Annotated in this window: 28 protein-coding genes and 6 tRNA genes; 32 read left to right on the forward strand and 2 right to left on the reverse strand. The window is 43.1% G+C overall.

The annotated features are described in order from the left end of the window. Positions 1-24 precede the first annotated feature (24 nt). The 6 genes from C6347_RS13855 (at position 25) to C6347_RS13880 (ending at position 6,307) form a co-directional block, all read left to right on the forward strand. Positions 25-1,389, forward strand: a complete 1,365-nt coding sequence (locus C6347_RS13855; protein WP_060595586.1) for a UDP-N-acetylmuramoyl-tripeptide--D-alanyl-D-alanine ligase — start codon at positions 25-27, stop codon at positions 1,387-1,389. Between the two features lie 27 nt (positions 1,390-1,416). Beyond that, the gene (locus tag C6347_RS13860; protein WP_034663968.1) at positions 1,417-2,109 is read left to right on the forward strand and encodes an alpha/beta hydrolase; all 693 of its coding nucleotides are present in this window, start codon (positions 1,417-1,419) and stop codon (positions 2,107-2,109) included. Positions 2,110-2,236: 127 nt separating this feature from the next. Further along, the gene (locus C6347_RS13865; protein ID WP_034663966.1) at positions 2,237-2,575 is read left to right on the forward strand and encodes an avidin-fold protein; all 339 of its coding nucleotides are present in this window, start codon (positions 2,237-2,239) and stop codon (positions 2,573-2,575) included. 165 nt (positions 2,576-2,740) lie between these two features. Next, entirely contained in the window at positions 2,741-4,231 is a 1,491-nt protein-coding gene (gene cshA / locus C6347_RS13870; protein WP_060595587.1) for a degradosome RNA helicase CshA, read from the forward strand. A 110-nt stretch (positions 4,232-4,341) separates the two neighbouring features. Next, the gene (locus C6347_RS13875; RefSeq protein ID WP_003214135.1) at positions 4,342-4,821 is read left to right on the forward strand and encodes a PH domain-containing protein; all 480 of its coding nucleotides are present in this window, start codon (positions 4,342-4,344) and stop codon (positions 4,819-4,821) included. After that, positions 4,811-6,307, forward strand: a complete 1,497-nt coding sequence (locus tag C6347_RS13880; RefSeq protein WP_060595588.1) for a PH domain-containing protein — start codon at positions 4,811-4,813, stop codon at positions 6,305-6,307. The genes C6347_RS13875 and C6347_RS13880 overlap by 11 nt, the downstream gene beginning before the upstream one ends. 56 nt (positions 6,308-6,363) lie before the next feature. Here C6347_RS13880 and C6347_RS13885 read toward each other — a convergent pair whose 3' ends face one another. Further along, positions 6,364-6,969, reverse strand: coding sequence for a rhomboid family intramembrane serine protease (locus C6347_RS13885; RefSeq protein WP_060595589.1), 606 nt, complete (start codon positions 6,967-6,969; stop codon positions 6,364-6,366). Positions 6,970-7,063: 94 nt separating this feature from the next. On the opposite strand from C6347_RS13885, the gene acpS reads away from it, so the two are divergent. From acpS to C6347_RS13955, 14 genes are all read left to right on the forward strand, one after another. After that, positions 7,064-7,429: a holo-ACP synthase gene (gene acpS, locus C6347_RS13890; protein WP_034663960.1), complete on the forward strand. Its 366-nt coding sequence runs from the start codon at positions 7,064-7,066 to the stop codon at positions 7,427-7,429. A 160-nt stretch (positions 7,430-7,589) separates the two neighbouring features. After that, positions 7,590-8,606 carry a LolA family protein gene (locus tag C6347_RS13895; protein ID WP_106037124.1) on the forward strand — a complete coding sequence of 339 codons (1,017 nt, stop codon included), beginning with the start codon at positions 7,590-7,592 and terminating at the stop codon, positions 8,604-8,606. 140 nt (positions 8,607-8,746) lie between these two features. Continuing rightward, positions 8,747-9,928, forward strand: coding sequence for an alanine racemase (gene alr / locus C6347_RS13900; RefSeq protein ID WP_060595591.1), 1,182 nt, complete (start codon positions 8,747-8,749; stop codon positions 9,926-9,928). Between the two features lie 293 nt (positions 9,929-10,221). Continuing rightward, positions 10,222-10,503, forward strand: a complete 282-nt coding sequence (locus tag C6347_RS13905; RefSeq protein WP_012008995.1) for a hypothetical protein — start codon at positions 10,222-10,224, stop codon at positions 10,501-10,503. A 4-nt stretch (positions 10,504-10,507) separates the two neighbouring features. Next, positions 10,508-10,858, forward strand: coding sequence for a type II toxin-antitoxin system endoribonuclease NdoA (gene ndoA / locus C6347_RS13910; protein WP_003214169.1), 351 nt, complete (start codon positions 10,508-10,510; stop codon positions 10,856-10,858). Positions 10,859-10,975: 117 nt separating this feature from the next. Beyond that, the gene (locus tag C6347_RS13915; RefSeq protein ID WP_045210228.1) at positions 10,976-11,851 is read left to right on the forward strand and encodes an RsbT co-antagonist protein RsbRA; all 876 of its coding nucleotides are present in this window, start codon (positions 10,976-10,978) and stop codon (positions 11,849-11,851) included. Then, the gene (gene rsbS / locus C6347_RS13920) at positions 11,811-12,179 is read left to right on the forward strand and encodes an RsbT antagonist protein RsbS (RefSeq protein WP_003214235.1); all 369 of its coding nucleotides are present in this window, start codon (positions 11,811-11,813) and stop codon (positions 12,177-12,179) included. The genes C6347_RS13915 and rsbS overlap by 41 nt, the downstream gene beginning before the upstream one ends. A gap of 2 nt (positions 12,180-12,181) precedes the next feature. Then, on the forward strand, positions 12,182-12,583 hold the full coding sequence (locus tag C6347_RS13925; protein WP_060595592.1) for an anti-sigma regulatory factor: 402 nt from the start codon (positions 12,182-12,184) through the stop codon (positions 12,581-12,583). A gap of 10 nt (positions 12,584-12,593) precedes the next feature. After that, positions 12,594-13,601: a PP2C family protein-serine/threonine phosphatase gene (locus C6347_RS13930; protein ID WP_060595593.1), complete on the forward strand. Its 1,008-nt coding sequence runs from the start codon at positions 12,594-12,596 to the stop codon at positions 13,599-13,601. Between the two features lie 59 nt (positions 13,602-13,660). Next, the gene (locus tag C6347_RS13935) at positions 13,661-13,990 is read left to right on the forward strand and encodes an anti-sigma factor antagonist (protein ID WP_060595594.1); all 330 of its coding nucleotides are present in this window, start codon (positions 13,661-13,663) and stop codon (positions 13,988-13,990) included. After that, complete coding sequence (gene rsbW, locus C6347_RS13940) at positions 13,987-14,475, forward strand: anti-sigma B factor RsbW (RefSeq protein ID WP_060595595.1); 489 nt, start codon at positions 13,987-13,989, stop codon at positions 14,473-14,475. The genes C6347_RS13935 and rsbW overlap by 4 nt, the downstream gene beginning before the upstream one ends. Continuing rightward, entirely contained in the window at positions 14,441-15,229 is a 789-nt protein-coding gene (gene sigB, locus C6347_RS13945) for an RNA polymerase sigma factor SigB (RefSeq protein WP_012009000.1), read from the forward strand. Before rsbW ends, sigB begins: the two co-directional genes overlap by 35 nt. After that, positions 15,229-15,828 (forward strand): PP2C family serine/threonine-protein phosphatase, encoded by a 600-nt coding sequence (locus tag C6347_RS13950; RefSeq protein ID WP_034663944.1) that lies wholly within the window; start codon positions 15,229-15,231, stop codon positions 15,826-15,828. The genes sigB and C6347_RS13950 overlap by 1 nt, the downstream gene beginning before the upstream one ends. Positions 15,829-15,904: 76 nt before the next feature. Then, positions 15,905-18,064 (forward strand): Tex family protein, encoded by a 2,160-nt coding sequence (locus tag C6347_RS13955; RefSeq protein WP_060595596.1) that lies wholly within the window; start codon positions 15,905-15,907, stop codon positions 18,062-18,064. Positions 18,065-18,083: 19 nt separating this feature from the next. Here C6347_RS13955 and cmpA read toward each other — a convergent pair whose 3' ends face one another. Continuing rightward, positions 18,084-18,218 (reverse strand): cortex morphogenetic protein CmpA, encoded by a 135-nt coding sequence (gene cmpA, locus C6347_RS13960; RefSeq protein WP_095286213.1) that lies wholly within the window; start codon positions 18,216-18,218, stop codon positions 18,084-18,086. Between the two features lie 99 nt (positions 18,219-18,317). Here cmpA and C6347_RS13965 point away from each other — a divergent pair, with 99 nt between their 5' ends. The 12 genes from C6347_RS13965 to C6347_RS14020 all read left to right on the forward strand — a co-directional run bounded on the left by C6347_RS13965 (position 18,318) and on the right by C6347_RS14020 (position 26,309). Then, positions 18,318-18,791: a SprT family protein gene (locus C6347_RS13965; RefSeq protein ID WP_060595597.1), complete on the forward strand. Its 474-nt coding sequence runs from the start codon at positions 18,318-18,320 to the stop codon at positions 18,789-18,791. A 226-nt stretch (positions 18,792-19,017) separates the two neighbouring features. Further along, a complete protein-coding gene (locus C6347_RS13970) occupies positions 19,018-19,995 on the forward strand; it encodes a thiamine pyrophosphate-dependent dehydrogenase E1 component subunit alpha (RefSeq protein ID WP_060595598.1) in 978 nt (325 codons plus the stop codon). Positions 19,996-20,015: 20 nt separating this feature from the next. Next, entirely contained in the window at positions 20,016-21,053 is a 1,038-nt protein-coding gene (locus C6347_RS13975) for an alpha-ketoacid dehydrogenase subunit beta (protein ID WP_060595599.1), read from the forward strand. A gap of 17 nt (positions 21,054-21,070) precedes the next feature. Continuing rightward, positions 21,071-22,201, forward strand: coding sequence for a dihydrolipoamide acetyltransferase family protein (locus C6347_RS13980; RefSeq protein WP_060595600.1), 1,131 nt, complete (start codon positions 21,071-21,073; stop codon positions 22,199-22,201). Between the two features lie 18 nt (positions 22,202-22,219). Beyond that, positions 22,220-23,599, forward strand: coding sequence for a dihydrolipoyl dehydrogenase (gene lpdA / locus C6347_RS13985; RefSeq protein ID WP_060595601.1), 1,380 nt, complete (start codon positions 22,220-22,222; stop codon positions 23,597-23,599). 108 nt (positions 23,600-23,707) lie between these two features. Then, the gene (locus C6347_RS13990) at positions 23,708-25,555 is read left to right on the forward strand and encodes a sigma-54-dependent Fis family transcriptional regulator (RefSeq protein ID WP_060595602.1); all 1,848 of its coding nucleotides are present in this window, start codon (positions 23,708-23,710) and stop codon (positions 25,553-25,555) included. A gap of 211 nt (positions 25,556-25,766) precedes the next feature. Next, positions 25,767-25,841: transfer RNA gene (locus C6347_RS13995), tRNA-Asn, on the forward strand. Positions 25,842-25,845: 4 nt separating this feature from the next. Beyond that, positions 25,846-25,936 (forward strand) — tRNA-Ser (locus C6347_RS14000). Positions 25,937-25,945: 9 nt separating this feature from the next. Next, a tRNA-Glu gene (locus C6347_RS14005) sits at positions 25,946-26,017 on the forward strand. Positions 26,018-26,037: 20 nt separating this feature from the next. Further along, positions 26,038-26,112, forward strand: a tRNA-Gln gene (locus C6347_RS14010). Positions 26,113-26,143: 31 nt separating this feature from the next. Further along, positions 26,144-26,219: transfer RNA gene (locus tag C6347_RS14015), tRNA-Lys, on the forward strand. Positions 26,220-26,226: 7 nt separating this feature from the next. Further along, a tRNA-Leu gene (locus C6347_RS14020) sits at positions 26,227-26,309 on the forward strand. Positions 26,310-26,352: the final 43 nt, after the last annotated feature.

Consider the following 26,352-nt stretch of genomic DNA (forward strand, 5'->3'; position numbering starts at 1 on the left):
ATGAGAAAGAGAGGCGAAAAAATCATGATCAAACGTACAGTGAAACAAATCGCCCAAATGGCTGGTGGGACACTATCTAATCAAGCTTTTGGCGAAGAGCAAATTCACGGAGTGACAACAGATACACGAAAAGTATCAAAAGGTGCATTGTTTATCCCCCTAATTGGAGAACATTTTAACGGTCACACATTTGCTTCTAAAGCAGTGGAGCTTGGAGCCGCAGCTGTTCTTTGGAATCAAAAAGAAGCCAATCCACCGTTCGGTGTACCTGTCATTCTTGTAGAGGATACACTGGCAGCACTACAACAGCTGGCAAAATCATACTTGAAAGAAGAAAAACCTCGTGTTGTCGGTATTACAGGAAGTAATGGAAAAACCACAACGAAAGACATGATTCATTCCGTCTTACAAACGGCTTATCAAGTTCATAAAACAGATGGTAACTTTAATAATCATATCGGTCTACCGCTCACCATTCTTGCAATGCCGGAAGGAACAGATATTGCTGTGTTGGAGATGGGGATGAGTGCAAAAGGTGAGATCGAGTTTTTGTCAAAACTCGCTGAGCCTGATGCAGCAGTCATCACCAATATTGGAGAATCTCATATGCAAGATTTGGGATCAAGAGAAGCCATTGCTGATGCAAAATGTGAAATCACAAAAGGATTAAAAGAGGATGGCATCTTTTATTACTTAGGAGATGAACCCTTGCTGCGCGAGAGAGCGACTGCACTTTCGCAGCGTGTGAAAACCTTTGGAGAAGCAGAAGACTGCGATATCAAGGTAACGCATATCAACCAGCTTGCAGAAGGAACTGAATTTCAAGTCGAAGGGTATGCCCAGGGGTTTCTCATTCCTGTATTAGGAAAACATAATGTAAAAAATGCCCTTGCTGCAATTGCCATAGGCCAGCACTTTGAACTGAATGAAAGACAAATCGCCCAAGGACTCATGCAAACAAAGTTGACAGGGATGCGTCTTGAGCTGTTTAAAACAGAGAAAGGAATCACTGTTATCAATGATGCGTATAATGCAAGTCCTACTTCCATGAAAGCTGCAATTGATCTTGTAGGAGATATGGACGGCTTCGCTAATCGCATTCTTGTCCTTGGAGACATGCTCGAGATGGGCAGCGAAGAAGAAAGGTATCATTATGAACTAGGCCGCTACATCAAGCCTGAATTTATTGATCATGTGATGACGTATGGCCGCCTAGGTGCATTCATCGCTGAAGGAGCAAAGAAATCATTCGGTGACGCGCGCGTGTCCTCATTTATGGACAAAGAGGAACTGAAGAAAAAACTTGCTGACGTAGCAGGTCCTGACGATGTTGTTCTAGTCAAAGCCTCACGCGGCATGAGATTAGAAGAAGTCATTACTGCACTATAAAGAGTGAGCGGCAAAGAAGGTGACAGAATGATTGGCTGTCTATGTATACATGGATTCACTGGCGCGCCCTATGAAGTGGAACCGCTGGCGCAATATTTAAAGCAGAAGACAGATTGGAACGTTCAGTCAGTCACGCTTCCGGGGCATGGAGATGAGCTTCAGCTCAAAGGCATTTTCTATCAAGAATGGATTGCAACAGCTGAATTAGAACTGCTATCTCTTTACCGAACATGCGACACCATTTTTTTGATCGGCTTTTCCATGGGGGGAATGATTGCTTCTTATCTAGCAGCGAAGTATCCGGTTGCTCGTCTCGTTCTTTTAAGTGCTGCGGCTAAATATGTGAATCCAAAACAAATGATTCAAGACACAAGGCAGATGTTGAAGGAATCACTGTCTGGGCTGATTGATACGAATCCTTTGTATGATAGATACCGCCATAAGCTAACGAGCACGCCGCTGTCAGCTGCTGTAGAATTTATGAAGCTGGTGAAGCAAACGAAGAGCTCCCTTGAGAAGCTTCACCTCCCTGTGTTAATTGTTCAAGGTGAAAGTGATGGGATTGTGCCCGCTTCAAGTGCAGAATTTATTGATCATAAAATCCCGTCTCGTCAGAAAGAAATGTTTTATTTACCTGATTGTAAACACCATGTTTGTCACGAGCCATGTGCACAGCAATTGTTTGAAAAAGTAGAGCAATTTCTAAAAAAAACAATTTAATCTATAGAAAAGCGAAAATGTGGCTAAACTAATATAAATTGAATCCCACTTGTTAAAAATTGCATCATTTTTGTCGAATGAGTGACAAGCCTATGGTACAATAGGAAAGAAAAGGTGGTTGATTCGGTTGTTTCATTATGACGGAAAAACCTTTGTCCCGCAGTCTAATTCGAGTAACGGAGAAGTATCGGCAGGAACCATATTTCAATATCGTCAGGACGGGAATATATTAACGGGCACATATCAAGGCGGCAGTATTGTATCTGGTGTACTTGTAGGAACTGTGAATGAGGATGGAACACTTCATTTTAGGTACCACCATGTCAGCAAAGACGGCAGCATGAGAAGCGGGTCTTGCAATTCTACACCTAAGCAGTTGGATAACGGAAAAATTCAACTGTTCGAAAAGTGGAAATGGATGGATGGAGATCAAAGTGATGGTGAATCTGTCATTGTGGAACAGTAGATATATCCATTTCTGTCTTGTTGAAAAACAAATAGTGTAATGGTAAGATATAAGGTAGGGTAATTCGGGCTTTGTATATAATGGACCTGTCCTTTCGGAAAAGGGCAGTTTTTAATGATCATTCACGAGATTACTGAAACAGCAATTAGAAGGAGTTTGAATAATTTGACTATAACGTTTCAAGATTTTCAATTAAGCGAAAGTCTCATGAAAGCTATTAACCGCATGGGATTTGAAGAAGCAACACCGATTCAAGCGGAAACAATTCCTCTCGGTCTTCAGAATAAAGATGTCATTGGACAAGCACAAACAGGAACAGGAAAAACTGCAGCATTTGGTATTCCTCTTGTAGAAAAAATCGACCCAGCGTCTCCAAATATCCAAGCGATTATCATTGCGCCAACAAGAGAATTAGCGATTCAAGTATCTGAAGAGCTATACAAAATTGGCCAAGACAAGCGTGCGCGCGTACTTCCGATTTACGGTGGACAAGATATCGGCCGCCAAATCCGTTCGCTCAAGAAAAATCCTCATATCATCGTAGGGACTCCAGGACGTTTACTCGATCACATTAACCGTCGTACAATGCGTCTTCAAAATGTTGAAACAGTTGTGCTTGATGAAGCAGACGAAATGCTAAACATGGGTTTCATCGAAGACATTGAATCGATCCTTTCAAATGTACCAAGTGAACACCAAACACTTTTATTCTCTGCGACAATGCCTGCACCAATTAAGCGCATTGCAGAGCGTTTCATGACAAACCCAGAACATGTAAAAGTAAAAGCAAAAGAAATGACTGTCTCTAACATCCAACAGTTCTACTTGGATATCCACGAGCGTAAGAAGTTTGACACATTGACTCGTCTTCTTGACATTCAATCACCTGAGCTTTCAATTGTCTTCGGCCGTACGAAACGCCGTGTTGACGAATTGACAGAAGCGCTTAACCTTAGAGGTTATACAGCTGAAGGAATTCATGGTGACCTGACACAAGCAAAACGTATGGTTGCGCTTCGTAAATTCAAAGAAGGTTCAATCGATGTGCTTGTAGCAACAGACGTTGCAGCACGTGGACTTGATATCTCAGGCGTAACACACGTGTATAACTTTGACGTGCCACAAGATCCAGAGAGCTACGTACACCGTATTGGACGTACAGGACGTGCTGGACGTACAGGTATGGCGGTGACATTTATCACACCGCGTGAAAAAGATATGCTTCGTGCGATTGAGCAAACGACTAAACGTAAAATGGAACGTATGAAAGAACCAACTCTAGATGAAGCAATTGAAGGTCAACAGCAAGTAACCATTGATCGTCTGCGCACAATCATCAGTGAAAACAACTTAAACTTCTACATGACAGCTGCTGCTGAATTGCTAGAAGATAATGATTCTGTCACAGTGGTTGCGGCTGCCATCAAAATGATGACAAAAGAGCCAGATGCAACGCCTGTTCGTTTGACAGATGAAGCACCAATGATTTCAAAACGCAATCGTAACAACCGCAGCTCTTCTAAACGTAGAGACGGTGGCGGCGGAGGCGGCTATCGCGGGAAAAGCCGTTCATCTTACGGTGATAAAAAGCGTTCTTCAAATGACCGCAATCGTTCTTCTAACGATCGTCGTCAAAAGAAATCTTATAACAACTAATTCAAGAGCGAATCCTTTGCAGGATTCGCTTTTTTTAACAGGTTTGTTGAAACTTTTTAGGCTTTGTTTCGTAATATATTGATAGAAAAGTAAGAGAATGGGGGAAGAATGTGAGAAAACAGCCGCAACGTCAAATTAGTTTAAATGGTTTAAAGGTATGGCGTCTTCAAAATGGAATTATCTCATTGATTTTCTTACTCATCATCATTGGGGTATTTGTTGCTAGTTATTATCTTCAATGGCCATATTGGATTGGCGCCATCCTCGCCGGTTTATGGGTCTTACAGGTCATTTTTGGCATTTGGCTTATACCGAAAATCCGTCATCGCATCTGGCGCTACGAAGTATTCGAAAATGAAATTGAAATTCAGCATGGACTCATTCGTGTCACACGTGTGATTGTGCCGATGGTGCGAGTCCAGCATGTCGATACATCGCAAGGACCGCTTTTAAGGCGCTACCGTTTGGCATCTGTTCAAATATCGACTGCTGCTACAGTTCATGATATACCGGCGCTAGAATTAGAAGAAGCAGATGAGCTTCGTGATTACATATCTCGTTTAGCAAGGGTGACGGAAGATGATGTCTGAACCAAAACGTGTACATCCAATCTCGATGTTCATTGATTTTATATCAGATGCCGTATCCATGATCAAAAACTTCATTATCCCTTTTTTCGTGCTTATTTTTGTGAACTCGAATTCGAGCATTCGTTTTTATGCATTTATCATTCTTGGTGTGCTTCTTTTATGGAAAGCTGTTTCAACCGTTTTAGCATGGAGGCGATTCACCTACCGGATGGAAGATGATGAATTTCGCGTGGAATCGGGCGTCATCACAAAAAAGAAAAAATATATTTCGTTAGAACGAATTCAAACCGTGAATACAAGTGAAGGTATCTTCCAGCGGATTTTCGGCTTGGTGCGGGTCCAAATCGAAACAGCAGGCGGAACGGACGGTCCGGAAGTGAGCCTGACGGCGATTACAAAAGCAGAAGCGGAACAATTAAAGCAATCAATTTTCAACCGGAAGAAAAGCTTGCAGCAAGAAGAGGTGTTGGATGAAAATAGGGATGTTCCGCATGATCCTCTGACAGCGCAACAACCTGTAGAAGAAATGAATGTTTCCTATCGGATGGGTGTACCAGAGCTGCTTTTGGCTGCGACCACTTCAAGCGGAATCGGAGTCATTATTTCCGGGTGTCTTGCCATTTACACACAAATAGATGAAATTCTTCCTTTGGACGGATTCTTTAAGCGGTTCTCTTTTTTAAGTCATGCGAGTGTTGAGATTTATGCGATTCTCATATTTCTTGCCGTATTGATTGCGTGGATTCTTAGTGTTGGGGTAACAGCCCTTCAATATGCGAATTTTACCGCAAAACGAAAAGGGAAAGACATCATCATCACAAGAGGGCTCATCGAGAGGCATCAAATGACCATTCCACTTGCGAGAATTCAAGCAGTGAAAATCAAAGAAAATATTCTCCGTGAGCCTTTTGGCTTTGCGACGGTGATGCTTGTGAGCGCAGGAGGTTCTATTACAGAAAAAGAAACCTCTTCCGTCTTATTTCCGCTTATTCGGAAGAAAAAAATCAACGAACTGCTGTCTCAATTCACAGATCATTATCACTTGGCGCCAGAAGCTGAACTGAAAAAGGTGCCAAAGCGTTCACTCAAACGCTACCTGATCTCTTTCGGTTTTGTGCCATTACTTGTCGGCGTGATCCTATCTGTACGTTTTCCGCCATGGGGGTATTTGGCACTTATTCCGCTTCCTATTGCTTTGGTTTTTGGCTATTTAGCTTATAAACAATCAGGCTATACGATCAAAGATCCATTGATTCAACTGACATCAAGAGGCATTGGCAAAACCACTGGCATTGTCTTGAGAAAACGAATGCAAAACTATACGATGACGCAATCTTTCTTCCAAAAGAAAGGCCGATTGGCGAGTATTCACACCTTTGTGAAATCCTCTGCACTGCTTGATTCCTTTGGTGTGCATCACCTTGAGGAAGAAGATGCTGCACGTGTAATGGATTGGTATTCGTATGAAAAAAATAAATCTTCTTAAACAAAAAATGTCGATCAGCTTCCCGTTCATAGGAGTGATCGACATTTTTTATGAGGTTAGTAGCGTCTTTTTTTTGAATGGAAAAATAGCGTAAGAGGTGCTAGGAGCATGCCGCCGATCAATCCAAATAAGTGAGCCATAATATTGATGTTTGAGTTAACGAAAGTCATGATGACAGAGACTGCAAGAATCGTTATGATCACCTGAGAATTGCCGCGGTCCATCATGTGCGGTTTAAATAGAACAAGGTATAAATAAACGCCAAACAAACCGAAGATGGCACCAGAAGCGCCGACATGTACATACTCTAAAGGCTCTACCCAATAGGTTCCGAGATTGCCAATGAACCCTGCACCAAGATAGATGATCAGAAATCGAACCTTCCCAAGCAAATACTCAAGCGCTGGAGCGAATAAGAACAAGGACATAGAATTGAACAAAATATGGGTCAGACTTCCGTGAAGGAAAATAGGTGTGACGAGCCGCCACCATTCTCCGGCAGCTACCCCATAATTGAAACCGACGAGATGGTCGTGACCAAGCTGTATAAGAGGGATAGGAATCGCAAATATAAGCCACAGACCAATTTGCAAAGCAAGGATCGTTGTTACGATTGGATACGATCTAATAAATTGTTGAAAGCTCTCCGTTCGAATAAACATAACAAACCCCTTTTGACTAGATAATGGTAAGTTTATAGTAACACGTTTATGAAGAGAACATCCAAATTAGTACGAGTATCATAGGAGGTACCTCATGATTAAAGGAATAGGCATTGATATTGTAGAAATCAACCGGCTCGCGCGAGTGCTTAACAGACAGCCTCGTTTACCAGAACGAATTTTAACGTTAAGTGAACAAGACATCTTTAACGAACTCAGTGAAAAGAGGCAGCTGGAATTTTTGGCGGGAAGGTTTGTAGCAAAGGAAGCTTTCGCTAAAGCTTACGGAACGGGAATCGGCCGGCATTTAAGCTTTCATGACTTGGAAATCCAGAAAGACGAACATGGAAAACCTTTCATCAAAAGCAAGAAAACGATGGGCGACCAGGTTCATGTGTCCATCACTCACACGAAAGAATATGCTGCTGCACAAGTTTTAATTGAAAGGTTGTCAAGCTAGTCTGCATATTGTTTGTCCCCCCTTCATATATTGGGTAGTGCGATAAGGAAGGGCGAGTTGCTAACAGGCTTTGATGGTTCGCGGTACACAGTTAACTCTTGAGGCGTACTGTTAAAGTCAAACAAGCGGTTTCTTCCTTTTAACACAATTAACGAAGGGGTTGAAAAGGGTGAGAAAAAGCTTTGTTTTGCTTGTAACGGGAATCCTTTTTGTACTGATTCTCTCCGCATGCGGTCAAAAATCTCAGCAGGATATCGTTGGAGATTTAAACAAAAAGGCAGAGGAAATGACATCATACAAAGCCAAAGCAAAAATGACCATTGAGACAGGAAATGACCCGCAGGAGTATCGAGTAGAAATTTGGTACAAGAAGCCGGAACTTTACCGTGTCTATTTAGAAAATCCGAAAAAGGATCAGAGTCAAGTCATTTTAAGAAATGGCAATGGTGTGTTTGTGCTGACACCTTCATTGAACAAGAGCTTCCGTTTCCACAGTGATTGGCCAAATAATAGCAGTCAGGTCTACTTATTTGAGTCACTCGTGAAGGACATTAAAAATGACAGTGCAGCTCAGTTCAAAGCGAAAGATTCAAAGTATGTGTTCGAAACCAAAACCAATTATCAGCACAACCAAATGCTGCCTACCCAAGAGATTACCTTTCATAAAAAAACAATGGCGCCTGCCAGTGTGAAAGTACTGGATAGCGACAAAAAGCCAATGGTGAAAGTGGAATTCTCTCACTTTGAATTCAATAAATCCTTTGACAAAGATGCATTTGATGAGAAGAAAAACATGACACTCTCTCAAATGGATGTAGCCACAAGTGCAGACTCATCTGACAGCTTTGCGGTGAAAACGCCAGTTGATATGCCAGAGGGCGTGAAGAAGATGGAAGAGAAAGAAATGATGACAGATGCTGGGAAACGTTATGTGATGACGTATGGCGGTAAGAAATCCTTCACACTCATTCAGGAAAAAGCGAGAGTAGCTGAAGCATCTACGCCTGTGACGATGAACGGCGAGCCAGTCGACCTTGGCATGACAGTTGGGGTTCTCACAGATCAATCCCTTTCATGGACATCTGACGGAGTGGACTACTTGATTTCTTCAAGTGATCTATCGAAGGAAGAGCTCTTGATGGTTGCAAAGAGTGTAGAAGGCCAGTCAGCTAAATAAATAAATATCTCAGGCGAGAGCCTTGGAAATGAAACATCAGCCCTATGCAAGGGCTGATGTTTTTTGATTTGTTTCACATTATTCTTGATTTTTAGTATCATAATGAAGGTATTGAATCATTCAATAGGGAAGTGTGACGGATGGACACAAATGCCTTTTATAGAGACACATGGGCAGAAATTAATTTAACAGCAATTAAGCATAATGTTTCACATATGAAAGATCATATTGGTCAAAGTGTTCAACTGATGGCTGTGGTGAAAGCCAATGCATATGGACATGGAGATATAGAAGTGGCAAGAGCTGCCCTCAAAGCAGGAGCAGACTTATTAGCCGTAGCCTTTTTAGATGAGGCCGTTTCTTTAAGAAATAAAGGCATCAAAGCACCGATTCTTGTACTCGGCGCCGTACCGCCGGAATATGTCAAAGCCGCCGTTCGATACAATGTCATCATGACCGCTTACTCCATCGATTGGCTGAGAGAAGTCACCACAATGATGAAAGGGCAGATGGGACAACCTATACGTTTTCATTTGAAAATAGACAGCGGAATGAACCGATTAGGTGTGAAAACGATAGAGCAAGTGAACGAAGTGAAAAAGCTTGTCAGTGAACACTCTTATTTACAGCTGGAAGGCGTATTTACTCACTTTGCGACAGCAGATGAAAAGGATGAGGCCTACTTTGATCGGCAGGTCGATACCTTTCAAACATTGCTCGAGCCGCTTCATACGGACAAGCTGCTCGTTCATTGCGCCAACAGTGCAGCAGGTCTAAGGTTTAAAGACGTTTTGTTTAATATGGTTCGCTTCGGCATCAGTATGTACGGGCTGTCACCGTCAGAAGAAATCAAGGATGAATTGCCTTTCAAGCTGGAAGAAGCCATGTCTCTTCATACAAAGCTTGCCCATGTGAAGCACATTCAAAAGGGTGAGAGTGTCAGCTACGGGGCGACGTATACAGCCAATCAAGATACGTGGATCGGCACGGTTCCAGTCGGCTATGCAGATGGGTGGATCAGGAAGCTGGCAGGAACGGAAGTGCTCGTTGGCGGAAAGCGCCGGAAGATCGCAGGAAGGGTTTGCATGGATCAATTCATGATTGAACTGAAAGACAATCTTCCAGTAGGGGAGCCGGTCGTTTTAATTGGTAAGCAAGGGGGAGACATGGTATCAGTCGATGAAATCGCAAAAAGGCTTGAAACCATTAACTATGAAGTCACTTGCTCGATTGGCCACCGCATCCCAAGAGTATATATGGAGGACGGCAAAAGAGTGCATGTACGGAATCCGCTGCTTCAAAGCGGGCCAAGCTTTTTATAAACAGTGTTCAAAAGAACGATGGTCAAACTGACTTCGTTCTTTTTTATTCGACAAAAGTAGGGTAAACATTCTCCCTTTTTTAGAGATTTTGGAAATACCGTATGATTTTCGGAAAAAAGCGTATAATGGGAAAGAGGAACTCCATTATCATCTTGATTTACGGGTGGCGAGCCGCTTCATGTTCTAATAAGAAATCATGAAAAAACAGCTTTGCTTGTGCATTGAATAATGGTATGATTAGTCTTGGAATGGATCGATACGGTATCCGTAAGTTTTGTGGAGGTGTATGTTTTTTGTCTGAATCCAGCGCAACAAACGAAATGAAGATTCGACTGCCGGAGACTTTAATGTCTGAGATCGAACGAGTAGCAGAGCAGGATAAGGTAACAAGAAATGAATTGATCTACCGAGCGACAAAAACGTATATTCGTGAACGTAATATTCGACAAAATCGTGAATCGATGAGACGCGGCTACATGGAGATGGCGAAAATTAATCTGAATATCTCTTCAGAGGCACAATACGCAGAGTTTGAGGCTGAGAATACAGTTGAGCGATTAGTCAGCGGGGGTTAAACATTTGATTGTTAAACGCGGTGATGTTTACTTTGCTGATTTATCTCCTGTTGTTGGCTCCGAGCAGGGCGGGGTTCGCCCAGTATTGGTGATTCAAAATGACATTGGAAATCGCTTCAGCCCGACTGCTATCGTTGCAGCCATAACAGCCCAAATACAAAAAGCGAAATTACCGACTCACGTCGAAATCAATGCAAAGCGCTACGGCTTTGAACGAGATTCTGTCATTCTTTTGGAACAGATTCGTACAATCGATAAACAAAGATTGACAGATAAAATCACACATCTTGATGATGAGATGATGGAGAAGGTTGATGAAGCCTTACAAGTTAGTTTGGCTCTTATTGATTTTTAATATGGTGATATTTGGTTGCTCTCCTGTGAGCAACTTTTTTTTGTGTTCATTTTTTATTAAGGCTATAATGGAGAGAGAATGAAAGTTATTGTTTTTTATGTATGTAGGGGGTAAAATATGTCGAATCATATCGTGTTAGCTTTTGCGAGAGCGCACCAAAAGGAATTAGAAAAAGAATGGACTGACATCTTCAAACGACTCGGAGAAGAAGAAACGGACATGATGCTAAACGATAAAATGTATGAAACGATTTGTTCCGAATATGTCCAGCTTATTCTAGCATCCCTTTCAGAGGCGAATGCTGAGGATTTTGAAGAAAAAGTGCAATCTTTTGCTTTAAAAATTGTACAAATGGGTATATCACTTAAGTTACTGGCAAAAGGGCTAACGGAAATCCGTTCACACTTATATCACAAAATGAACAGTGACAAAAATACTGAACAAGGAAGTAATGAGCTCATATGGGAAATTGATCGGTTCATCTCACCAGTTCATAACGAAATATTGAATCACTACTCCATCTCATGGGAGAAAACCGTCAACCTTCAAAAAATTGCGTTACAAGAACTTTCTGCTCCGCTGATTCCGGTGTTTGAGCACATCACTGTCATGCCTCTTGTCGGAACAATTGATACAGACCGTGCGAAGAAGATCATGGAGAATCTGTTAAATGGCGTTGTGAAGCATCGGTCACAGGTGGTCTTAATCGACATCACCGGTGTACCTGTCGTCGATACAATGGTGGCACACCATATCATTCAAGCGTCAGAGGCTGTGAGATTAGTAGGTGCAAAATGCTTATTGGTCGGTATTCGTCCAGAAATCGCCCAAACCATCGTCACCCTTGGAATTGATTTATCTCAAGTTACAACAAAGAATACCCTTCAAAAAGGAATTCAAACTGCTTTAGAAATGACAAATCGAAAAATTGTTTCATTGGAGGGGAAACCCAGTGAGAAATCACCCGAAGATTCCAATCTTAAAATTATATAATTGTCTTCTAATTTCGATACAGTGGGAGCTTGATGACCAAACAGCCCTTCACTTTCAAGAAGATTTGCTGAATAAAATTCATGAAACAGGAGCGAACGGCGTTGTCATTGACCTAACATCTGTTGATATGATCGATTCATTTATCGCAAAAGTATTAGGCGATGTCATCACGATGTCAAAGCTCATGGGGGCAAAAGTTGTATTAACAGGAATACAGCCGGCAGTCGCTGTAACACTCATTGAACTTGGTATATCACTGGAAGAAATTCAGACAGCATTAGATCTTGAACAAGGGCTTGAGACATTGAAGCGGGAATTGGGGGAATAGATATGAAAGACCAATCCTGTGTGAAAATTTTGACGGAATGGGACATAGTTGCGGCAAGACAACTGGGACGAAATGTTGCTAAAGAATTAGGCTTTGGAACAGTTGACCAAGCAAGAATTACGACGGCTATTTCTGAATTAGCACGAAACATCTATTTATACGCTGGTAAAGGTCAGATTTGTATAGAAGAAGTGATGGAGCGCGGAAAGCGTGGACTCAAAATCATTGCAGCCGATGAAGGACCTGGCATCATGGATATACGTAAAGTGATGGAAGACGGTTTTTCTACATCAGGCGGACTCGGAGCAGGTCTTCCGGGAGTCAGAAGACTGATGGATGATTTTAAATTAGATTCTACACAAGAACAAGGAACGGAGATACAAGCTGTCAAGTGGCTTCGCTAGGAGGGAAACCATGGATTTTAAGGAGGTAATGGAGCAGCGGTATCATCAGCTGCTCAGTCGTTATATCAGTGATCTAACTGAAACATCGCTTTATCAAGCTCAAAAATTTAGCCGAAAAACCATTGAGCATCAAATACCTCCTGAAGAAATAGTGAGTGTTCACCGAAAAGTGATTCAGGAGCTATACCCTGATTTGCCGGAAGATGTCTTTCATTCACTAGACTTCTTAATTGAAGTCATGATTGGGTACGGACTTGCCTACCAGGAACATTTAACACTCAGAGGCATCCAGCAAGAAATTAAATCAGAGATTGAAATTGCTGCAAATGTTCAGCAAACCCTTCTGGAAACGAAAATACCAGAAGGTGACACCTTTGATATTGGTGCCATTAGTGTGCCGGCAAAACAGATGAGTGGAGATTATTTTCACTTTGTCACCGATCACGATACAATCAATATCGCGATCGCAGATGTGATTGGGAAAGGCATCCCGGCTGCGCTCTGTATGTCGATGATTAAGTATGCGATGGATTCCTTGCCGGAGTCAGGGAGCGGCCCAACAAAGGTCCTAAAAACCCTTAATCGTGTTGTCGAACAAAACGTAGACCCAAGCATGTTTATCACCATGTTCTATGGCAGCTATAATACAGAAACACATGAATTTAAATACGCATCGGCTGGTCATGAGCCGGGCTTTTTCTATTGCAAAAAAGAGAATCAATTTTACGATTTAGATGCTAGAGGACTTGTCCTTGGAATCGCACCAGACTTTGACTACAAGCAGTATGAGAAGCACTTGGACGCAGGAGATATGGTGATCTTATTCTCTGATGGTGTCACAGAATCTAAGTCAGAGGACGGTTTCTTAGAGCGGGAGGATATCAAAGCGCTTATAGCAGAGCACCTATCCTACTCAGCTCAGGAAATGGTCGATGCCATCTATGCCAGCTTACTCAAGCTGCAAGATTTTCAGCTTCACGATGACTTCACTTTACTTGTGCTCAAAAGAAAGGTTTAGAAAGTGAAGATGCGGGTATATAAAATTCTAGGAAACAAGAATTTCGAGGTGAATGCATAATGAATATGACAGTGAAAGAGCATCAAATAGATCAAAAAACGAAAATTAGTGTCAGCGGAGAAATCGATGTGTACTCCGCACCTGAGCTAAGAGAAACGCTCATGCCTAAAGCCGAGGCGGGAGAGCATCTTGAAATCTGTTTGAAGGATGTTACGTATATGGATAGTACAGGATTAGGTGTATTTGTTGGGCTGTTTAAAGCGGCTCAAAAAGCAGGTGGAACATTAAAGCTTGAGAACTTGTCAGATCGGCTTGTAAGGTTGTTTGAAATTACTGGACTAAAGGACATCATTGACATTTCTGCAAAGACAGAGGGTGGGGTACAATGAACGAATCAGTAGATCTAATCGAGATGAAAATCCCAGCGAAACCAGAATACGTAGGCATCATTCGCCTGACTCTTTCAGGCGTAGCAAGTCGAATGGGCTATGTTTACGAAGAGATTGAAGACTTAAAAATTGCCGTCAGTGAGGCTTGTACAAATGCAGTTCAGCATGCCTACAAAGGTGAACATGGCGAAGATGGAGAGGTAGCTGTTCGCTTTCTTGTCTACGAGGATCGTCTAGAAATCATTGTCGCGGACAAAGGCGGTAGCTTTGACTTTAAGCAAAAGCAGGAAGACCTAGGACCGTACACATCTGCTCATACGGTCGATCAATTGGCAGAAGGAGGTCTTGGTTTATACTTAATGCAAACATTGATGGATGAAGTCGAGGTGCAAGCAAACTCCGGAGTTACCGTTGCGATGACAAAGTTTTTAAACAGGGAGCGAGTTGACCATGACACAACCATCCAAAACTATGAAACTAACTAAAGATGAAGTGGATCGTCTCATCCAAAGCTATCAATCCAATCAAGATGAGCAGGCGCAGCTCACGCTGGTCGAATGCTATACAAACTTGGTCGATATGCTGGCAAAAAAATATTCCAAAGGAAAAAGCTTTCATGAAGATCTCAGACAAGTTGGAATGATTGGTTTACTCGGCGCTATTAAGCGATATGACCCGCTCGTCGGTAAATCATTTGAAGCCTTTGCCATTCCAACCATCATCGGAGAAATCAAACGCTTTTTACGAGATAAAACATGGAGTGTCCATGTACCAAGGCGAATCAAAGAGCTTGGACCAAGAATCAAGATGGCAGTTGATCATCTGACAACGGAGACGCAAAAGTCACCTAAAGTTCAAGAAATTGCAGAATACCTAGATGTCACAGAGGAAGAAGTACTGGAAACCATGGAGATGGGCAAAAGCTATCAAGCGCTGTCTGTTGACCAAGGCGTAGAGGCTGATTCTGAAGGAAGTACAGTCACCATTTTAGACGTTGTCGGCTCACAAGAAGAGGGCTACGAACGTGTAAACCAAAAAATGATGCTTGAGAGTGTGCTTCATGTTCTGACAGATCGAGAAAAAGAGATTATCAATCTGACTTATTTACAAAATAAGAGTCAGAAAGAAACAGGCGATTTACTCGGGATATCCCAAATGCATGTATCGAGACTGCAACGGAAGGCAGTTAAAAAGCTACGAGATGCATTATCAGAAGATGCGTCTATGGAGCTAGGGTAATGAAGCAGATTGAACAGCATGAGCATGTGAATGCTATTATCTATCAATCGAATAAAGAAGGGAAATCATGCTGCGGGGACAGTTTTTTTATTAAAGCAGATGATGAAGAACTAATTTGTGCTGTGGCAGACGGATTAGGCAGCGGTCAGTTCGCCAATGAATCATCTTCTTTAGTCAGCGAAATTGTCGAAGAATATGGACATGAGGATATGACGACCCTCATCGACAGATGCAATCAGGCTATGAAAAATAAACGCGGGGCCACAGTTGCGATCTTAAAGGTGAATTTTTCCCAGCAGCAATTTACCTATTGTTCGGTTGGTAATATTCGGTTTATCTTGAATGCCCCTTCTGGCGACTATATTTATCCACTTCCGACATCAGGATACTTATCAGGGAAACCTAGAAAATATAAAACTTACACCTATTCCTACGAAAAAGGATCGACATTCATTATGTATTCAGACGGACTGAATGTGCCAAACATGAGAATGTGTTTAAAGCATAGTCATTCAGTTGCAGACATTGCCAAACAGCTTGAAACATACACACAAGACAAGAAAGACGATCTCACCTATGTACTTGGTCAGCTCATGTAAAATAGCTGACCTTTTTTCTGTTTTGCCGGTTTTTTTGATACACTAAAAGAGAAGACACAGTGAGAGGATGCAAAGTATGAAGACATCTGACTTTTTATTGAAACAAATTGCAACAGAATTAAAGCTTTCAACAAAACAAATTGAAAGTGTCATCAAGCTCTTAGAGGATGGCAACACCGTCCCGTTTATTGCCCGTTACCGGAAAGAGCAGACAGGCTCACTGGATGAGGTGCAAATTCAAACCATTTCAGAGCGCTATACATATATCCAAAATGTCATGAACCGAAAAGAAGAAGTCATTCGCTTAATCGCTGAACAAGACAAACTGACGGATGAATTAAAACAAAAAATTGAACAAGCTCATAAACTGCAAGAGGTCGAAGATTTATACCGGCCATTCAAACAAAAACGTAAAACAAAGGCGAATGTAGCCAAAGCAAAAGGGCTCGAGCCGCTGGCGGAATATGTACTCGCGCTGCCAAGCGATGAGATCGAGAAGAAGGCTGCTTCTTTTATCAACGAAGAAAAGGAAGTAAGAAGTGTAGACGAGGCACTTGAAGGCGCGCAGCACATCATTGCTGAACAGCTGGCTGATGATCCTGATATGCGGAAATGGATTCGCAGTGAAACGTACCAAAAGGGCAGTCTGGTCACATCAGGAAAAGACATCGAGAGCGATGAGAAAAACGTCTATGAAATGTATTACGATTATCAAGAGCCCATCAAAAAGATAGTGCCCCACCGTGTACTAGCGGTCAATCGTGGAGAGAAAGAAGGCATCTTAAAGGCAGCCATCGAACCACCTGCTGAAAATATTCGTTTCTATCTCGATAAGCAAGTCATAAAAGGCAAGCAGACGACGGCGAGACCGTTTATTGAAGCGGCAATTGATGATGCCTATAAGCGCCTCATTCAGCCTTCAATCGAACGAGAAATACGCAAAGAGCTGACAGAAAAGGCAGAAGAGCAAGCGATTCATATTTTTGCTGAAAACTTAAGAAAACTGCTTCTTCAGCCGCCGATGAAAGGGAAGCGTGTACTAGGAGTCGACCCTGCATTTCGTACAGGCTGTAAGTTAGCCGTCGTGGATGATACGGGCAAAGTCCATCATATTGGCGTCATTTACCCGCACCCGCCTGTGCAGAAAAAAGCGGAAGCCAAACAAAAAGTGAAAGAGATCATTCAATCATCAAACATTGAAGTCATTGCGATTGGAAATGGAACAGCCTCAAGAGAGACCGAACAATTCATCGCAGACCTGATTCAAGAGCTGGATCAGCCGGTGTCCTATTTAATCGTGAATGAAGCAGGGGCAAGTGTATACTCTGCGTCTGCACTGGCGCGAGAAGAGTTTCCAGACCTGCAAGTCGAAGAACGAAGTGCCATATCAATTGCTAGAAGATTACAAGATCCTTTAGCAGAGCTTGTGAAAATTGATCCCAAGTCTGTCGGGGTGGGCCAATACCAGCATGACGTGAGCCAAAAGCAATTAAACAGCTCGTTAACCTTCGTGGTGGAGACTGTCGTCAACCAAGTCGGTGTGAACGTCAATACGGCCTCACAGGCGCTGCTGCAATATGTGTCAGGTCTTTCAAAAGCTGTCGCAGGAAATATCATCAAGCGCCGCGAAGAGATTGGGAGATTCACAAGCAGAAAAGAGCTCAAGGATATTCCAAGACTTGGTGCTAAGACTTATGAGCAGTGTATCGGCTTCCTGCGCATCGCAGACGGACAAGATCCACTTGATCGTACAGGCATTCACCCAGAGAGCTATAAAGAAACAAAACAATTCTTACGCATGATCAAGATGACGCCAGACGATCTTGGCACAGAGCAGTTAAAGGAGAAAATTGCAGAGGTCAAACTGGACGAAGCAGCAGAGCAGCTTGATATTGGTATCATTACACTTCAGGATATCATCGATCAGCTGACAAGACCTGAGCGTGATCCGCGCGATGAAGTCCCAAAACCTCTTTTGAAAACAGATGTGTTGAAATTGGAGGACTTGAAGCAAGGAATGGAGCTGCAAGGAACGGTGCGAAACGTCGTAGACTTCGGCGCATTCGTTGATATTGGTGTAAAGCAGGACGGGCTTGTACATATTTCAAAGCTAAGCAACCGTTTTGTGAAGCATCCGCTTGACGTTGTATCAGTTGGTGACATTGTAACTGTATGGGTGGACTCCGTTGACCAGGTAAAAGGCCGCGTTGCCCTCTCCATGCTGAAACCAGAGTAAACAAAAAACGAGGCGCACCTTAGGATGGGGTGTGCCTTGATGTGACTGAATGTTTTTTTCTGTAGAAGTACCAGCATTGATTCAGCAATTTGATTTGGTAATGATTTTTTTCAAAAAATGCCTTCTGCATCTGATTTTTCAGCCAGTTGGGCATCGCCCATTCCTCCTTTGATCGAAACAGTGGGTGTACCTTCAATGTATGCAAAGGGGAAATTGTCCCGTTCGAGGTTTTTATAGAAAGGAACGATCTTGATTGAAGGAGAGGGAGTTACAGCAGTTAACAGAGCATATTTCTGAGCAGTTCTTTGGTAAGGCATTCCGCCATCAAGCTGTTTTTAATGACCGTCTCAAAACGACAGGCGGAAGATATTTGCTTGGTACACACAATATTGAGTTAAATCGCCGATATTTAGAGGAGCATGGAAGAGACGAATTGATCGGTATCATTAAGCATGAACTGTGTCATTATCATCTGCACCTTGAGGGGAAGGGCTATCAGCATCGTGACCGTTCCTTTAAAGAGTTATTAGAACAAGTAGGAGCCCCGCGTTTTTGTACACCGCTAAAGACGGTACAAAATAAACGGCGTGTACAGAAACGTCATGAATATGTCTGCACAGGATGCGGTCAGTATTTTATCAGGAAAAGACGATTTGATACCTCTCGCTATGTATGCGGCGTCTGCAAAGGAAAATTAAAATGGCAGCGTACAATCGATACAGAATGAAAAGCATTCCTTTATGGGATGCTTTTTTTGTGGCCAATGGAACTGATCATCGTGATATGTAGGAGATGAAGTAGACATATTGAGACAAAAAGAGACGCAAGTCTCATTTTGTCTCTTTTTTGATCGGTGTGAATCGTTCAAAACCTAAGTTTTCAAGTGCCATGATGTTGGCACGTTTTTTGCTTGTATATAAGTGCAAGCAAAAAAAGATAGGAGGTTTTACCATATGGAAATGGCACTCACAAAAGAAAAAGCCGTTTGGATGTATCAAAAAATGCAGGAAATCCGCCAATTTGAAGATCAAGTACACACGCTTTTTACAAAAGGGATCTTACCAGGTTTTGTCCATCTTTATGCTGGCGAAGAAGCTGTTGCTGTAGGAGTCTGCGCTCATCTGAATGAACAAGACAGTATTACAAGTACACACCGCGGCCACGGCCATTGTATCGCTAAGGGCTGTGATCTAAAAGGAATGATGGCAGAAATCTATGGAAAAGCCACAGGTCTTTGTAAAGGAAAAGGTGGATCCATGCACATTGCAGATTTTGATAAAGGAATGCTCGGTGCCAACGGAATTGTTGGAGGCGGCTTTCCACTTGCGTGCGGGGCAGCCCTCACGGCTAAATATAAAAAGACAAACAATGTAAGCGTTTGCTTTTTTGGGGATGGTGCAAACAATCAAGGGACTTTTCACGAAGGAATCAATCTCGCCGCCATCTGGAAACTGCCTGTCATTTTCATCGCAGAAAACAATGGTTACGGGGAAGCGACGCCATTTTCCTATGCTTCAAGCTGCAAATCGATCGTGGATCGAGCCGCCAGTTATGGCATTCCGGGTATTCAAGTAGATGGAAAAGATGTGACAGCCGTTTATCAAGCAGCAGAACAAGCGATAGAACGAGCAAAAAATGGAGAAGGTCCGACATTGATTGAATGCATGACATATCGGAATTATGGACATTTTGAAGGAGATGCCCAGCGCTACAAAACAAATCAAGAAAAAGCAGAACACCAAGAAGAGAAAGATGCCATCGCTCTTTTTAAAAATGAATTATTAAAGAAGCAGCTGCTGACGAATCAGGAGATATCAAGTATTGAAGCGGCTGTAGCAGAAGCGATAGATGAAGCCGTTAGATTCAGTGAAGAAAGTGAATATCCAGATCATACCGAATTACTGACCGATGTGTATGTTTCGTATCAATAAATCAGAAAGGGGAGAGGAAAATGACAAGAGAAATCAGCATGTCTAGTGCTTTGAATGAAGCGATTAAACTGGCAATGAGAAGAGACGAAGATGTCATTTTAATGGGGGAAGATGTTGCGGGAGGCGCTCATGTAGATCACTTACAGGATGATGAAGCATGGGGCGGAGTTCTTGGAGTAACAAAAGGAATCGTACAGGAGTTTGGACGTGAGCGTGTCCTAGACACACCGATTAGTGAAGCTGGCTATGTAGGCGCGGCCATGGCAGCTGCTTCAACAGGGCTAAGACCAATTGCGGAACTTATGTTTAATGATTTTATCGGTACTTGTCTGGACCAAGTGCTGAATCAAGGAGCAAAATTTCGATACATGTTTGGCGGAAAAGCAGAGGTGCCGATCACGATTAGAACGACACATGGGGCGGGTTTTAGAGCAGCAGCCCAGCATTCGCAAAGTTTGTATGCGTTATTTACAAGCATTCCTGGATTAAAAGTAGTTGTGCCTTCTTCACCTTATGATGCCAAAGGGCTGCTGCTGGCAGCCATCGAGGATCAGGACCCTGTCATCTTTTTTGAAGACAAGACGCTTTACAATATCACAGGAGATGTGCCGGAGAGGTATTACACATTGCCGCTTGGTAAAGCAGATGTGAAGAGAGAGGGTTCTGATGTAACCATCTTTGCAGTAGGCAAACAAGTGCATACAGCACTCGAAGCGGCAGAAGAGTTAGCTGCTCAAGGTATTGAAGCGGAAGTGATTGATCCAAGAAGCTTGTCGCCGCTCGATGAAGAGGCCATTCTGACTTCGGTAGAAAAAACAAATCGGCTTGTCATTGTGGATGAAGCAAATCCAAGGTGCGGAATTGCCGCAGATATCTCTTCTTTGATTGCAGATAAAGGATTCGATTTACTTGACGCTCCAATCAAAAAAGTGACGGCTCCTCATACACCAGTACCATTTTCACCACCTCTTGAAGATATATATCTGCCGACACCTGATAAGGTTGTGAACACCGTATTAGAGATGATTGGCAAGAGTCATGACAAGATCTTGAACTAAAGAAAGGAGAGAGGGAGATGGCTGTCGAAGTTGTGATGCCTAAATTGGGTATGTCGATGAAAGAAGGAACGGTATCTGTCTGGAATAAGGAGGTCGGTGAGACCGTAAATAAAGGGGAAAGCATTGCAAGCATCAACTCCGAAAAAATTGAAATGGAGATCGAATCACCTGCTGAAGGAACCATATTGGATATAAAAGTGTCTGAGGGAGAAGGTGTACCGCCTGGCACGGTCATTTGCTATATCGGTGAAGGAAATGAACAGGTGGAGGAAAAGAAAGAAAGAGACGTCCAGTCAAAACCAAAGAAAGAGAGAAAGAAAATCTCCCCTGTTGCTCGTAAAATTGCGAATAGCGCAAACCTAGACATTGATACGCTGGTGGGGACAGGACCGGGGGGAAGAATTACGAAAGCGGATGTGCTTCATGCGCTTCCTGAACGGGCAGAGAAAAAACAAAATGAGACAGAGCATCAACCTGTTAACACGATGCGGAAAACAATTGCCTCAAGAATGATGGAAAGCCTGCAAACAAGTGCACAATTAACCATTACGATGAAAGCGGACGTGACAAAACTTACAAACTTACAACAACAGCTGAATGAAACAGCCATAGCCCGTCACGAGACAAAATTGACCATGACCGATTTTGTAGCCAAAGCAACGATCCTTTCATTACTCAAACACCCTGCGATGAACAGTCAATATCAAAATGAAAGAGTGGAAACTTTTGAGTGTGTTCATCTTGGGATAGCTGCTGCTTTAGAAAACGGCTTAGCTGTGCCAGTTATTCGACATGCGGAGAGACTAGCGCTCATTGAGCTAGCGAAGACCATCAAATTGTATGGCAAAAAAGCACGTGAAGGCAAACTTCTTCACGATGAAATCGAAGGCTCTACCTTTACGATCACCAACCTAGGTGCATATGGTGTAGAGCATTTCACTCCGATTTTGAATCCGCCGGAAGCCGGTATCCTTGGCGTCGGAACAATGTATGAAACCCCTGTTTATCGAGAGGATGAATTGTGCAAAGGGACCATCCTGCCACTCAGTCTTACGTTTGATCACCGCGTGCTGGACGGAGCGCCGGCATCCGCATTTTTATCAACGGTCAAAGCATATTTAGAAGAACCAATATCCATTCTTTTATAGGAAGAAGGTGAACGTATCATGACACTGGTCATTATAGGAGGCGGACCAGCAGGTTATGTGGCGGCCATAACAGCCGCCCGTTTTGGCAGGGAGGTTGTGTTAATTGATCAAGGTCAGCTGGGGGGTACCTGCCTCAATGAAGGCTGTATTCCGACGAAAGCGCTTTTGCAAAGCGCCGATATGTTTGAGCATGTGAAATCGGCTGTACATTTTGGAATTGAGCTTCCAGAACATGAGCCTGTCATCCAATGGGATGTCGTTCAAAAACGGAAACAGTCTGTCGTCAAGCAACTAACTGATGGCGTTCGCTACTTGATGAATAAAAACAAAATCAGCGTGTTGAATGGGAAGGCGTCATTTCTATCGGCACACGAGCTATTGGTAGAAAGTGAAGGGAAGTCTGAAATCATTCAAGCAAAACAAATCATTATTGCATCAGGGGCAGCGCCTGCTGCTTTACCTTTTGCACCTTTTGATGGGGAATGGATCATTCACAGCAAGGATGCCATGTCACTTTCTTCGATACCAGATTCGCTTTGTATTATTGGGGGAGGGGTGATCGGCTGTGAGTTTGCAAGCATATTTAGCAGAATGGGGACAAAAGTTGTCATGGTTGAGCGAGCGGTGCACATCTTACCTGAAGAAGATCGTGATATAGCACAATGTCTTCACGAGCAACTTGAAGAAACGGGTGTAGACATTTTGACGTCCGCCGCAGTCAAACAGCTTGATTCTTCTTCAAGAAAAGTAGTGGTAGAGAAAAATCAAGGAGAGCAGTGTGAAATCCAGTCTGATCGTTGCTTAGTGGCAATTGGCAGAACTCCGCAGCTTGGAGAGTTGAATCTTGATCAGGTCGGCATTGAATTTGACAGAAACGGAATCTACGTCAATGAACATATGCAAACCAATCTCCCGCATATCTATGCGTGCGGTGATGTGACAGGTGGGGTCCAGCTTGCTCATACTGCTTTTCATGAAGGAACGGTTGCGGCATCCCATGCATCAGGTGAACATGTAAAAGTCAATGAACAAGTGATTCCAAGATGCCTCTACACCTCTCCAGAAATCGCCAGTGTTGGTTTAAATGAAGAGAGTGCTAGAAAACAATATGAGGAGATTCGGATAGGGACATGTGCATTTTCTGCAAATGGAAAAGCGTTAATATTAAATCAACCAGCCGGTCAAGTAAAGGTCATTGTAGAACCGCAATATCAAGAAATTTTAGGTGTATCAATCATTGGACCGAATGCAACAGAACTGATTGGACAAGCGGCGGTGATGATGCATACAGAGCTGACCGCTGATACATTAGAGCAGTTTATTGCGGCACATCCGACACTTTCAGAGGCGATACACGAAGCCTTGCTGCAAACAATGGGACGAGCGGTGCACTGCTGAAAAAGACTCTATTTCTATCCGATTGACTTCTTGGGTTAGCCAATGTTAATTGAAAGCGCTTTTATAATTATCTATAATGAATAAAAAGCCCCCAGAGGAGAGGATGGAATGAATCCGACGCCTTGTTATTTAAATACGTGGAAACGTTTTGTTCGTGAAGGTTTGCTTGATCAGTCTCGTCTGAATAAGAGAGTGATGGAATCATGGCACAGGTGTAAACAGGCAAATGTTAATCCGTATTTAGATAAAGGACAGTCGTTGTTAGAAAAGGAATTATTCAGTGCCCAAAAAAAGAAATACTCATTATTCCTCAATGCTGCTCTTCCTTACTTAAATAAAATCAGTCAGCAATTAAAAGAATCTGACATGCTGGCCTTACTTATCGATGCAGACGGTTATGTGCTAAGTCTGACAGGAAGCCAAAGAACGATGGTAGAAGCAAGAAAAATTAATTTTATGGAGGGGTCGCGCTGGACCGAAACAGATGTAGGCACGAACGCTATTGGAACGGCACTCGTCATCGGGGAAGCTGTGACGATCAACGGAACTGAGCATTTTTCTGTCGCCTCTCACCATTGGAGTTGTTCAGCCGCTCCTATTCGTGATGCAGACGGTACGATCATAGGGGTGATTGATATCTCCTGTATGGCGGATAACAAGCACCCTTTTATGCTTGGAATGGCTTCAACAGTTGCTTATGCCATAGAGAGAGAAATTCAAGTCCAGCAAAAAAGGAGAGAGATGGAGCTGATCACTCATTGTCTCCAGCAGGTGGAAGCAGACGAACCGTATGTGGTCTGTAATGAAAAAAAGCAAATTGTTTCTGCAAGCAGGTCGATTAGAGAACGATTTTCTGACTGGTACGGAATGGATGTCGAGCGGCTTAAGGGTCATCCATTTGTTATCCGGGGAACGCAGATCATTCAATCAGAGCAAGATGGAAAGATGCTGGGCATGTCCCTTTCCCTTGAAGAAGCAGCGAAAAGCAACATCACCGTTTCTTTTGCTCAATTTCCCGGGGAATCTGGAACAAGTAAGGTGTTTCAACAGACGCTCAGTGAGATGAAGAGAGCGGCACAAACAGATGCCAATGTATATATTTGGGGCGAAACAGGTACAGGGAAGGAACTGGCCGCTAGGGCCATTCACTCAGCCAGTGAAAGGCATAGAGGACCGTTTATTGCTGTTAATTGCGGAGCCATTCCTGAAAGCCTGTTAGAAAGCGAATTATTTGGCTATGCTGAAGGGGCTTTTACAGGAGCAAAACGTCACGGAGCTAAAGGGAAGTTTGAACAAGCTCATAAAGGAACACTCTTTTTAGACGAAATTGGCGAAATCCCATATGCGATGCAAGTAGCACTTCTTCGGGTGATAGAAGAAAGGAAAGTCGTACCGCTCGGCGGGACACACGAAATCCCTTTGGATATTCGAATCATTACAGCGACTCACCGTAATATGAATGAACTACTGAAGGAAGGAAAAATACGAGAAGACTTGTATTACCGTCTTCATGTCTATCCGATCAACATCCCGCCGCTTAGAGAAAGAAAAGAAGACATTCGTGATTTATATCGTTATTACCAAAAGAAGTACCACTGGAATGCGGCGTTTCCTGAATCATTTTTTCGTAAGCTAGAAGCGTATCATTGGCCAGGAAACATACGAGAGCTTTTTAATCTGTTTGAACATCTAAGGGTCCTCTTTCCTAAAGGCGGATGGATTGGTGAATCGCAATATGTTTCAGTATTAGAGACGATTGATCAGAAAAAGCAGAAGCTGCATCCAGCAGAGTGTACCGAGAGTCCAAAAGAACTCACGTTTAGGGAGCGCATTCAAAAGCAAACAGTGATAGAAGCACTGCATAAAACAAAAGGTCATGTGTCAGAAGCAGCGAAGTTAGCAGGGGTGCCAAGAAGTACTTTTTATAAGTGGATGCGAAAGTTTAAGCTGTCTTAATCTCCTGAGGAAGGCTGCATCAAGGCCCTTGGTCTACGTGAAGAGGTCGGGGGCTTTCTGCCAAGTTAAACAAATGGCATGGAAAAAGGCTTGACTGTTATATTAGTATATGTTAAATTATAAAAGCCGTCGCAAATGGGCCAGGAATGAAACGCTTAAAAATTCTTGACACATTTTTCTGGCATATATATAATGAAACATGTCTTATTATTCCGCAGTAGCTCAGTGGTAGAGCTATCGGCTGTTAACCGATCGGTCGTAGGTTCGAGTCCTACCTGCGGAGCCATAATGGAGAAGTACTCAAGTGGCTGAAGAGGCGCCCCTGCTAAGGGTGTAGGTCGCGTAAGCGGCGCGAGGGTTCAAATCCCTCCTTCTCCGCCATTATTGTATGGCCCGTTGGTCAAGCGGTTAAGACACCGCCCTTTCACGGCGGTAACACGGGTTCGAATCCCGTACGGGTCATGTTTTGTTTTTTGATTCGTTGGGCTATAGCCAAGCGGTAAGGCAACGGACTTTGACTCCGTCATGCGTTGGTTCGAATCCAGCTAGCCCAGCCATTTTTTATATATGTTTTTCTGCATAGCAGATGAGCCATTAGCTCAGTTGGTAGAGCATCTGACTTTTAATCAGAGGGTCGAAGGTTCGAGTCCTTCATGGCTCACCATTGTCACGCGGGTGTGGCGGAATTGGCAGACGCGCTAGACTTAGGATCTAGTGTCTTTATGACGTGGGGGTTCAAGTCCCTTCACCCGCATTGTTTTTCAAACAGTGCACTTATGAATATATGAGCACATCAT

The sequence above is a fragment of the Bacillus sp. NMTD17 genome, assembly GCF_002998735.1.
Lineage (GTDB): Bacteria > Bacillota > Bacilli > Bacillales > Bacillaceae > Bacillus.

Bases quoted from the DNA above. Each gene is read 5' to 3' on its own strand.
- C6347_RS13855 (WP_060595586.1), top strand. From the start codon at position 25: ATGATCAAACGTACAGTGAAACAAATCGCCCAAATGGCTGGTGGGACA.
- C6347_RS13860 (WP_034663968.1), top strand. From the start codon at position 1,417: ATGATTGGCTGTCTATGTATACATGGATTCACTGGCGCGCCCTATGAA.
- C6347_RS13880 (WP_060595588.1), top strand. From the start codon at position 4,811: ATGATGTCTGAACCAAAACGTGTACATCCAATCTCGATGTTCATTGAT.
- C6347_RS13885 (WP_060595589.1), bottom strand. From the start codon at position 6,969: ATGTTTATTCGAACGGAGAGCTTTCAACAATTTATTAGATCGTATCCA.
- acpS (WP_034663960.1), top strand. From the start codon at position 7,064: ATGATTAAAGGAATAGGCATTGATATTGTAGAAATCAACCGGCTCGCG.
- alr (WP_060595591.1), top strand. From the start codon at position 8,747: ATGGACACAAATGCCTTTTATAGAGACACATGGGCAGAAATTAATTTA.
- C6347_RS13915 (WP_045210228.1), top strand. From the start codon at position 10,976: ATGTCGAATCATATCGTGTTAGCTTTTGCGAGAGCGCACCAAAAGGAA.
- C6347_RS13925 (WP_060595592.1), top strand. From the start codon at position 12,182: ATGAAAGACCAATCCTGTGTGAAAATTTTGACGGAATGGGACATAGTT.
- C6347_RS13930 (WP_060595593.1), top strand. From the start codon at position 12,594: ATGGATTTTAAGGAGGTAATGGAGCAGCGGTATCATCAGCTGCTCAGT.
- C6347_RS13935 (WP_060595594.1), top strand. From the start codon at position 13,661: ATGAATATGACAGTGAAAGAGCATCAAATAGATCAAAAAACGAAAATT.
- rsbW (WP_060595595.1), top strand. From the start codon at position 13,987: ATGAACGAATCAGTAGATCTAATCGAGATGAAAATCCCAGCGAAACCA.
- sigB (WP_012009000.1), top strand. From the start codon at position 14,441: ATGACACAACCATCCAAAACTATGAAACTAACTAAAGATGAAGTGGAT.
- C6347_RS13950 (WP_034663944.1), top strand. From the start codon at position 15,229: ATGAAGCAGATTGAACAGCATGAGCATGTGAATGCTATTATCTATCAA.
- C6347_RS13955 (WP_060595596.1), top strand. From the start codon at position 15,905: ATGAAGACATCTGACTTTTTATTGAAACAAATTGCAACAGAATTAAAG.
- cmpA (WP_095286213.1), bottom strand. From the start codon at position 18,218: ATGCCCAACTGGCTGAAAAATCAGATGCAGAAGGCATTTTTTGAAAAA.
- C6347_RS13970 (WP_060595598.1), top strand. From the start codon at position 19,018: ATGGAAATGGCACTCACAAAAGAAAAAGCCGTTTGGATGTATCAAAAA.
- C6347_RS13975 (WP_060595599.1), top strand. From the start codon at position 20,016: ATGACAAGAGAAATCAGCATGTCTAGTGCTTTGAATGAAGCGATTAAA.
- C6347_RS13980 (WP_060595600.1), top strand. From the start codon at position 21,071: ATGGCTGTCGAAGTTGTGATGCCTAAATTGGGTATGTCGATGAAAGAA.
- lpdA (WP_060595601.1), top strand. From the start codon at position 22,220: ATGACACTGGTCATTATAGGAGGCGGACCAGCAGGTTATGTGGCGGCC.
- C6347_RS13990 (WP_060595602.1), top strand. From the start codon at position 23,708: ATGAATCCGACGCCTTGTTATTTAAATACGTGGAAACGTTTTGTTCGT.